Source organism: Kitasatospora sp. NPDC094019, from assembly GCF_044764505.1.
GTDB lineage: Bacteria > Actinomycetota > Actinomycetes > Streptomycetales > Streptomycetaceae > Kitasatospora.
Map to the genome: position 1 here is coordinate 554,036 of NZ_JBIWIF010000003.1, position 7,078 is coordinate 561,113.

Genomic DNA, 7,078 nt, shown 5'->3' on the forward strand with positions numbered 1-7,078 from the left:
GCCCCCGTCGGACCGCCGGGTCGGCGGGGGCGGTCCGTACCCGGGAGCGACCTTCCGGGTACGGGCCGATTGCGAGAATGGACAGGAAGACGATCATCCGATTTCTGCTTCCGCTGTTCCCTCGCACGCCCTCAGGAGACCCCTCGTGACGATGTCCGCAACCGCCGTCCGCACCGGCCGGGCGGCCGCCCGCGCCACTGGCCTGAACAAGGTCTACGGGGAGGGCGAGACCCGCGTCGTCGCCCTCGACAACGTCAGCGTCACCTTCCCCCAGGGCGAGTTCACCGCGATCATGGGCCCCTCCGGCTCCGGCAAGTCCACCCTCATGCACTGCATGGCCGGCCTCGACACCGTCACCTCCGGCTCCTCCACCATCGGCGACACCGAACTCGTCGGCCTCAAGGACAAGCAGCTCACCCAGCTGCGCCGCGACCACATCGGCTTCGTCTTCCAGGCGTTCAACCTCCTCCCCACCCTCACCGCCCTGGAGAACATCACCCTCCCCATGGACATCGCCGGCCGCAAGGCCGACAAGCAGTGGCTCGACGCCGTGGTCGAGACCGTCGGACTCTCCGGCCGGCTCTCCCACCGCCCCAGCCAGCTCTCCGGTGGCCAGCAGCAGCGCGTCGCCTGCGCCCGCGCCCTCGCCGGCAAGCCCGACATCGTCTTCGCCGACGAACCCACCGGCAACCTCGACTCCCGCTCCGGCGCCGAGATCCTCTCCTTCCTGCGCAACTCCGTGCGCGAACTCGGCCAGACCGTCGTCATGGTCACCCACGACCCCGTCGCCGCCGCCTACGCCGACCGCGTCGTCTTCCTCGCCGACGGCCGCATCGTCGACGAACTCGCCCACCCCACCGCCGACACCGTCCTGGACCGCATGCGCCGCTTCGACGCCAAGGGCCGCACCAGCTGACCCGGCGCACCAGCCGACCGCGCGCCCCGATCCCGAACCGGCCGACCCCCGACCTCCAGGACTGACACCACCCCATGTACCGCACCGCACTGCGCAATGTGCTGGCCCACAAGGCCCGACTGCTGATGACGACGCTCGCCGTCCTCCTCGGCACCGCCTTCGTGGCCGGCACCCTCGTGTTCACCGACACCCTGGCCGCAGCTTGGCGCTCCCAGAGCGCCAAGAGCTACACCGACATCGCCGTCACCGTCAGTGACAACGGCGCCGTCGGCAAGGGGTACGACCACGGCGGCAAGCACTCCGAGGGCCCCTCCCTGACCGAGGACACCCGCAAGGCGATCGCCGCGCTGCCCGGCGCCGCCGAGGCGCGCGGCGTGGTCAGCGGCTTCGCCGGCATCGCCGACCACAAGGGCGCGCTGATCGGCGACGGCTTCTCCACCACCGGCACCAACTACGTCCCCGGCGCCGACGGCAACGACCCGCGCTACCCGCTGGTCGACGGCCGGGGCCCGCGCGCCACCGGTGAGATCGCGCTGGACGCCAAGACCGCCCAGAAGGGCGGCTTCAAGGTCGGCGACACCGTCCGCGTCGCCGTCAACGGCCCGGTCATGGAGCTCAAGCTCACCGGCACCCTGAACACCAACGACCCGCGGATCCGCGCCGGCGGCTCGCTCGCCGCCTTCGACACCGCGACCGCCCAGCAGCTCTACCTCTCCCCCGGCCAGTACTCCGAGATCGACGTCAGGGGCAAGCCCGGCGCCGAGGACACCGCGCTGCTCGCGGCGGTGAAGCAGGCCGCCCCGGCGTCCGACAGCATCGAGGCCCGCACCGGCCGCGACCTCGCCGCCGAGCAGGACCGGATGATCGACGACGCCACCAAGGGCCTGTCCACGATCCTGCTGGTCTTCGCCGGGATCTCCCTCTTCGTCGGCATCTTCATCATCGCCAACACCTTCACCATGCTGATCGCCCAGCGCACCAGGGAGCTGGCGCTGCTGCGCGCCGTCGGCGCCAGCCGCAAGCAGGTCACCCTCTCCGTCCTGGCCGAGGCCCTGCTGGTCGGCCTGGGCGCCTCGGTCGGCGGCCTGGTCGCCGGCATCGGCATCGCCTCCGGGCTGCAGGCCCTGCTCAACGGCCCGTGGGACGCGAATCTGCCGGACGGCCCGCTGGTGATCGCCCCCGGCACCGTGATCGGCTCGCTCGCCGTCGGCACCGTGGTGACCGTACTGGCCGCCCTGCTGCCCTCGCTGCGCGCCGCCCGGATCGCCCCGGTCGCCGCGATGAGCAGCGGCGACCAGCCCGCCACCCAGAAGTCGCTGCTGGTGCGCAACATCATCGGTCTGCTGTTCGCCGCCGTCGGCGCGGCCGGACTGGTCGCCGGCGCGGCCGCCAAGTCGGTCAACCTGGTGGGCCTCGCCTCCGCCGCGCTGATGATCGGCGTCTTCGTGCTCACCCCGCTGCTCTCCCGCCCGGTGATCGCGCTGTTCGCCCCGCTGCTGCGCAGGATGTTCGGCACGCCCGGCAAGCTGGCCCGCGAGAACGCCGTGCGCAACCCGCGCCGGACCGCCGCCACCGCCTCCGCGCTCACCATCGGCGTCACCCTGATCACCACCCTGACCGTGGTCGGTGCCTCGGTGAACAAGGCGTCCGACGACGCCTTCGCGGCCGACCTCAAGGCCGACTACGCCGTCGCGATGTCGAACTACTCGATGCTCGCCCCCGAGGTCGCCACTCAGATCGCCAAGGCTCCCGGAGTGACCGCGGTGAGCGCGGAGCGCGACCTGCCGGTGGAGACCGGTGCCGACGGCGAGACGTCGTGGCTGACCTCGGTGAACGCCGCGGCCTACGACCGGCTGGTGGAGCTCAAGGTCACCGCCGGCTCGGCCGACGCGCTGAAGCAGGGCAAGCTGATCGCCACCACCGGTTACGCCGAGCGCAACCACCTGGAGCTCGGCTCCACGATGGAGGTGACCTACCCCGACGGCGCCCGCGGCAGCCTGACCGTCGGCGCCCTGGTCGAGGGCACCAGCGGGGTCGCCGGGCTGATCGCCCCGGAGCACGTGGTCGGCGCGCACGCCGCCCCCGGCTCCGGCCTGCAGAAGGTGCTGGTCAAGGGCGCCGACGGCGCCACCCCCGCGCTCAAGCAGGCGCTGCGCGACGCCAGCGGCGGCAACCCGCTGATCACCGTCAAGGGCGAGAAGGACATCAAGGCGGAGAACAGCCGGAACGTCACCGCCGTGCTGAACGTCATGTACGGGCTGCTCGGCATGTCCGTGATCGTGGCGGTCCTCGGTGTGGTCAACACCATGGCGATGTCGGTGTTCGAGCGCCGCCGGGAGATCGGCATGCTGCGGGCGATCGGCCTGGACCGGCGGGGCATCGGCCGGATGGTGCGGCTGGAGTCGCTGATGATCGCGCTGTTCGGCGGTGTGGTCGGCGTGCTGCTCGGCATCGTGACCGCCTGGGCCGCCGTCCGGACGATCTCGGGCGCGCTCAAGAGCATCACCCTGGTGGTGCCGCCGGTGCAGATCGGGCTCTTCCTGGTCGCCGCCGCGGTGATCGGCCTGCTGGCCGCCGTCTGGCCGGCCCGCCGGGCGGCCCGGACGGACATCCTGGGCGCGATCAAGAGCGAGTAGCCACCACCCCTGGAACGACGACGCCCGCCGGGACTCCTCCCGGCGGGCGTCGCGCTGTCTGCGGCCGTCGGGAGCTTTGGGGCGCCCGGGGCAAACGTTTCCTCAGCAGCCGTTGAGGATCGACGAGAGGGCGCTCTTCTCCGCGCTGTCGACGGAGAGGCCGTAGTAGTACTTCACCTGCACCCAGGCGCGGGCGTAGGTGCAGCGGTAGGAGGTCTGCGGCAGCCAGTGGGCCGGGTCCTGGTCGCCCTTGGAGCGGTTGGAGCTCGCGGAGACGGCGATCAGCTGCGGGCGGACCAGGTCGTTGGCGAGCGCCTGGCGCTGGGCGGTGGTCCAGGCCCAGGCGCCCGAGCGCCACGCCTCGGCCAGCGGCACCAGGTGGTCGATGTCGAAGCTCGACGCGCTGGTGGTGGTGGCGTTGTCGTAGGCCGAGACCCAGTTGCCACTGACGGAGGCGCAGGCCGAGTCGGTGACGACGTTGCTGCCGTCGCGCTTGAGGACCGTCTCCCGGGTGTTGCAGGTGCCGGAGATGGTGATCCAGTGCGGGAAGAGCGCGCGGTCGTAGGTGGAGTCGTGGGACTCCGCGGCCACCGTGATCGCGGCGAGGTAGCCGCGGGCGGTGGCGGCCGAGACCGGGGTCGGCAGGGCGGCCTGGGCGGTGCCCGCGCCGGTCAGCAGGGCGGTGAGGGCGAGCAGCAGGGCGCCGAAGGCGGCAGCCAGGACGCGGCGGGGCACGCGTATCGCGGACATGACAGGGAACTCCTGGGTCGGGAAGGGCAGCGGAAGGCCCCCGGGCGGGGAACCGGCCCGGGCTGCCGACCAGCATGTCGCCCCAGGGGTTTACGCGGGTAGATCCGAGAGGTGAATTTTTTGACCGGATGTCAGGTACACAAACCGTCAGAACACCACCGAACCTTTCCCGTCGGGCCCGGGGAACGCGGACGCCCCGGCCGGGGGTTCCGGTCGGGGCGTTGCGTGGTGGTGCGGGTGCGCCGGGTGGCGCGGGCCGGTGGTGTCGGGTGGTGGTGTCAGGCGGTGGGGCGGGCCTCGGTGTCGCCGGTGCCGCTGGTGGTGCCGGTGGTGGTGGTGGTGCCGGTGGTGGTGGTGCCGGGGGTGGTGGGTTTGGCGGGGCCGCCGAGGAGGCCGAAGAAGTGGGCGAGGGTGGGTGCGAGGTAGGCGAGCCAGACCACGAGCTGCAGGACGGTGGGGTCGGGCTGGAAGTTGAACACGCCCTTGAGGAGGGTGCCGTACCAGCTGTCCTTGGGGACGGTGGTGGAGATGTCGAAGGCGAGGCTGTGCAGGCCGGGGAGCCAGCCTGCTTCCTGGAGGTCGTGGACGCCGTAGGCGAGGACGCCGGCGGCGACGACGACGAGCATGGCGCCGGTCCAGGTGAAGAACTTGGCGAGGTTGATCCTCAGGGCGCCGCGGTAGAAGAGCCAGCCGAGGACGACGGCGGTGAGCAGGCCGAGGGCGGCGCCGATGATCGGGTTGTAGCCGTCCTGGGTGGCCTGGACGGCGGTCCAGATGAACAGGGCGGTTTCCAGGCCCTCGCGGCCGACGGCGAGGAAGGCGGTGGCGACCAGGGCGCCGGTGCCCATGGCGAGGGCGGCGTCGAGCCTGCCCTGGAGTTCGCTCTTCAGGTGGCGCGCGGTGCGGCGCATCCAGAAGACCATCCAGGTGACCAGGCCGACGGAGACGACCGACAGGGAGCCGCCGAGGGCCTCCTGGGCCTCGAAGGACAGCTGGGAGGAGCCGAACTGGAGGACCGCGCCGAAGGCCATCGACAGCACGACGGCCGCGCCGACGCCGGTCCACACCGGCGGGAGCTTCTCCCGGCGGCCGGTCTTGACCAGATAGGCGATGAGGATGCAGACGACCAGGCTGGCTTCGAGTCCTTCGCGCAGGCCGATCAGATAGTTGGCGAACACGCCGGCTCCCTGGGGGTGAGGAGGTGGTACGGGTGGAACGGGCGGGAGGTCAGCCGAACAGGGCCTGGCCCCACCACTCGCCGGGCTTGCGGACGCCCGCGGGGCAGGCGAAGTGGGCCGAACCGACGTGCTGGATGTACTCGTTCAGCGCGTCGGAGGCCGCGAGCCGCTGCTGGAGCGGGACGAACGCCTTCCGGGTGTCGCGCTGGTAGGCCAGGAAGAACAGGCCCGCGTCCAGCCGGCCGAGGCCGTCGGTGCCGTCGGTGAAGGAGAAGCCGCGGCGCAGGATCATCAGGCCGTCGTTGGACTCCGGGTGGGCCAGCCGGACATGGGCGTCGGCGGGCATCGCCTTGAGGTCCGGGGCGTCGTGCTCCTTGGTCCTCCCGTACGCGGCGCCCTCGCCCTTGGTGCGGCCGAAGACGTCCTCCTGCTCCTTGAGCGAGGTGCGGTCCCAGGTCTCGATGTGCATCCGGATCCGGCGGGCCACCAGGTAGGAGCCACCGGTCATCCAGTCCGGGCCCTCCCCGGGGGCGGCCCAGACGTGCTCGGCGAGCTTCGCCGTGTCGGAACCGGCGATGTTGTGGGTGCCGTCCTTGAACCCCATCATGTTGCGCGGGGTCTGCGCGTCCGGGGTGGTGGAGGAGGTCTTGCCGAAACCCAGCTGCGACCAGCGGATGTTGACGGTGCCCATGCCGATCCGGGCCAGGTTGCGGATCGCGTGCACCGCCACCTGCGGGTCGTCGGCGCACGCCTGGACGCACAGGTCGCCGCCGCTGCGCTGCGGGTCGAGGTTGTCGCCCTTGAACTTCGGCAGGTCGATCAGGGCCTCGGGCCGCCGGGCCTTGAGGCCGAAGCGGTCCATGCCGTCCTTCTCGAACAGGCTCGGGCCGAAGCCGATGGTGAGGGTCAGCCGGGAGGCCGGCAGGCCCAGGGCCTCGCCGGTGTCGTCCGGCGGCGCCTCCGGCAGACCGCTGGCGGCGCCGCTGCCGACCTCGCGGCCGCCGGTCATCGCGGCGGCGGCCTTGGTCCACTCCTTCAGCATCCGGACCAGCGAGTCACGGGTGGCGGTCGCCGAGACGTCGAACGCGGCGAAGTGCAGCCGGTCCTGCACCGGGGTGGCGATGCCCGACTGGTGGTCGCCGAAGAACGGGATGTCCGCGGTGGCGGCGGGCGCGGCCGGGGTGTCGTCGTCGTCCTGGCGGGTCGCGGCGGCGACCGAGCCGACACCGGCGGCACCCAGTGCGACCCCGGCACCGGCCCAGCCGATGACGGCACGGCGGCTGACCGGGGCGCGGCCGGCCGCGGGGGCGCTGTCGGAAGCGGCGGCCGGCGTCGCGTTCTGCTGCTGGTTCTCGGCGTCCATGGGCGGGTGGACCCTTCTCTGTGCTGAACTCACGGATGCCGTGGCGGCCGCAGGGGCCGCCACGGCGGAGTACCGGGTGCGGTGCGCGGTGCGGGACCCGGTGCGCGCGCCGCGGACGGCCGCGCGCACCGGTCCGCGGCGGTTACTTGACGACCACGGCGGCGGCGAGCTTGGAGAGGGGTTCGCCGAGGGAGTTGACGGCGTCGGAGAAGGTCTTGCGCTCGGGGTCGGTGAC

At 72.2% G+C, this 7,078-nt stretch carries 5 protein-coding genes; 2 read left to right on the forward strand and 3 right to left on the reverse strand.

The features are described 5' to 3' along the window. Positions 1–145: 145 nt before the first annotated feature. Both ACIQ9P_RS10115 and ACIQ9P_RS10120 read left to right on the forward strand, forming a co-directional pair. Positions 146–916: an ABC transporter ATP-binding protein gene (locus ACIQ9P_RS10115; RefSeq protein ID WP_402352686.1), complete on the forward strand. Its 771-nt coding sequence runs from the start codon at positions 146–148 to the stop codon at positions 914–916. A 74-nt stretch (positions 917–990) separates the two neighbouring features. Beyond that, positions 991–3,552: an ABC transporter permease gene (locus ACIQ9P_RS10120; protein ID WP_402352688.1), complete on the forward strand. Its 2,562-nt coding sequence runs from the start codon at positions 991–993 to the stop codon at positions 3,550–3,552. A gap of 102 nt (positions 3,553–3,654) precedes the next feature. Here ACIQ9P_RS10120 and ACIQ9P_RS10125 read toward each other — a convergent pair whose 3' ends face one another. The 3 genes from ACIQ9P_RS10125 to efeB all read right to left on the reverse strand — a co-directional run bounded on the left by ACIQ9P_RS10125 (position 3,655) and on the right by efeB (position 6,843). Continuing rightward, a complete protein-coding gene (locus ACIQ9P_RS10125) occupies positions 3,655–4,302 on the reverse strand; it encodes an HNH endonuclease family protein (protein WP_402352691.1) in 648 nt (215 codons plus the stop codon). Positions 4,303–4,580: 278 nt separating this feature from the next. After that, entirely contained in the window at positions 4,581–5,480 is a 900-nt protein-coding gene (gene efeU / locus ACIQ9P_RS10130; protein ID WP_402352694.1) for an iron uptake transporter permease EfeU, read from the reverse strand. 49 nt (positions 5,481–5,529) lie between these two features. Further along, on the reverse strand, positions 5,530–6,843 hold the full coding sequence (efeB, locus tag ACIQ9P_RS10135; protein WP_402352697.1) for an iron uptake transporter deferrochelatase/peroxidase subunit: 1,314 nt from the start codon (positions 6,841–6,843) through the stop codon (positions 5,530–5,532). Between the last annotated feature and the right edge of the window lie 235 nt (positions 6,844–7,078).